General features: G+C 72.5%; 1 pseudogene. It reads left to right on the plus strand.

Annotated elements, in window-relative coordinates:
• Nucleotides 1-1,806: pseudogene (locus ACO48X_RS11130) on the plus strand (type I polyketide synthase); the annotation flags it as partial.

Below are 1,806 nucleotides of genomic sequence, written 5' to 3' on the forward strand. Positions count from 1 at the left end.
GTCCGCCGACGCCGGGAAGGCAGCGGCGCCCGCCGATTCCCAGTCGCAGGCGGCTTCCGTGCAGGAAGCGCCCGCGCAAGAAGCGCCGGCCGCGCCTGCTGCCGCGGCGGGGCCCGTCGAGGACCTTCCCTTCACCGCGGCCGACGCGTTGGACGCGCTGCTCGCCGTCCACACGAAGCTGCGGCCCGAGCAGATCGTCGACGCCGACACCGTCGAGACGTTGACGAACGGCGTCTCCTCAAAGCGCAACCAGGTGCTCATGGACCTGACGGCGGAGTTCGGCCTGTCGTCGATGGACGGGGCCGCCGAGGCGCCCATGTCCAAGCTCCGAGCCGGGGTTTTGGCCGGCGCCCACGGATACAAGCCGTTCGGGGCGGTGTTGAGCGAGGCCATTTCCGGCCGACTCCGCCAGATCGCCGGCGCCGCCGGCGCCAAGCCCCAGCGCGTCCCCGAATACCTCGCCTCGACGTGGGGCCTGGGCGAGGGGTGGGCGACGCACGTCGCCACGGCCATCGTGCTCGGCTCCCGCGAAGGAAAGTCGCTGCGGGGAGGCGAACTCGCAACGATCGCGCCGTCGAAGAAATTCGACGCGACGATCGACGAGGCCGTCGCCCAGGTGGCCGCCGCCCGCGGAATCGCGGTGTCAAAGGCCAGCTCCGGCGGCGGATCGGGGACGATGGTCGATTCGGCCGCCCTCGAAGAGATCACGGGGCAGATGACCGACGCCCTGGCGGCGACCGCCCGCGAGCTCCTCGCCCGTCTGGGCAAGGAGGCGCCCGCACAGCAGGCGGGCGGCGACAATGCCGACGACCTCGCGCTGCGGGCCGCGGTGTCCGCCGAGCTCGGGGACGGCTGGGAGAAGTTCGTCGCCCCCGCGTTCACCCCCGACCGCGCCGTCCGCCTATGCGACCGCTGGGCGAGCGCCCGCGAGGACGTCGCGCGGATCGCCGCGGGGCAGGAGGTCGAAGGCAACTTCGAGTCGACCGGCGAGGAAGTGGCGAAGCAGGCCCGATGGCACGCCGAGCGCCGCCCCGAGCGCGCCGAGCGCCTCCTCGCGATCGCCGCGGCCGCAGAAAGCTCCAACCCGGGCCAGTTCAGCGGAAAGGTCGCCGTCGTCACCGGCGCCTCGCCCAGGTCGATTGCGGCGTCCGTCGCAGGCAGGCTCCTGGCGGGCGGTGCGACCGTCGTCGTCACGACCTCGCGCTTGGACTCCGGGCGCCTCAACTGGGCCGCTGAACTTTATCGGCGCAACGCCCGCGGCGACGCCGAACTGTGGATCGTCCCCGCCAATCTCGGCTCGCTGCGCGACATCGACGCCCTCGTCGAATGGATCGGCGCCGAGCAGCGGGTGACGCTCGGCGCGGCGACCAAGGTGCTCAAGCCGGCGTTCGTTCCGGACGTCCTCTTCCCGTTCGCCGCGCCTCCCGTCCGCGGCACGCTCGACGACGCGGGGGCTGCGGCCGAAAACCAGGCCCGCGTGCTCCTGTGGGGAGTCGAGCGGCTGATCGGCGGCCTTTCCCGCATCGGCGCCGACACGCACGTCGGCCACCGCCTTCACGTGGTCCTGCCCGGATCTCCCAACCGGGGAACCTTCGGCGGCGACGGCGCATACGGCGAGGTCAAGGCGGCGCTCGACGCCGTCGCCAACAAGTGGGCCAACGAGCCGTGGGGCGCCAGGACGTCGATCGCCCACGCCCTCATCGGCTGGGTCAAGGGCACGAACCTCATGGGCCACAACGACCCGCTCGTCGCCGCAGTCGAAGCCGCGGGGGTCCGCGTGTGGAACACGGAAGAGATCGCCGAGAG

The sequence above is a fragment of the Peptidiphaga sp. genome (assembly GCF_057238965.1).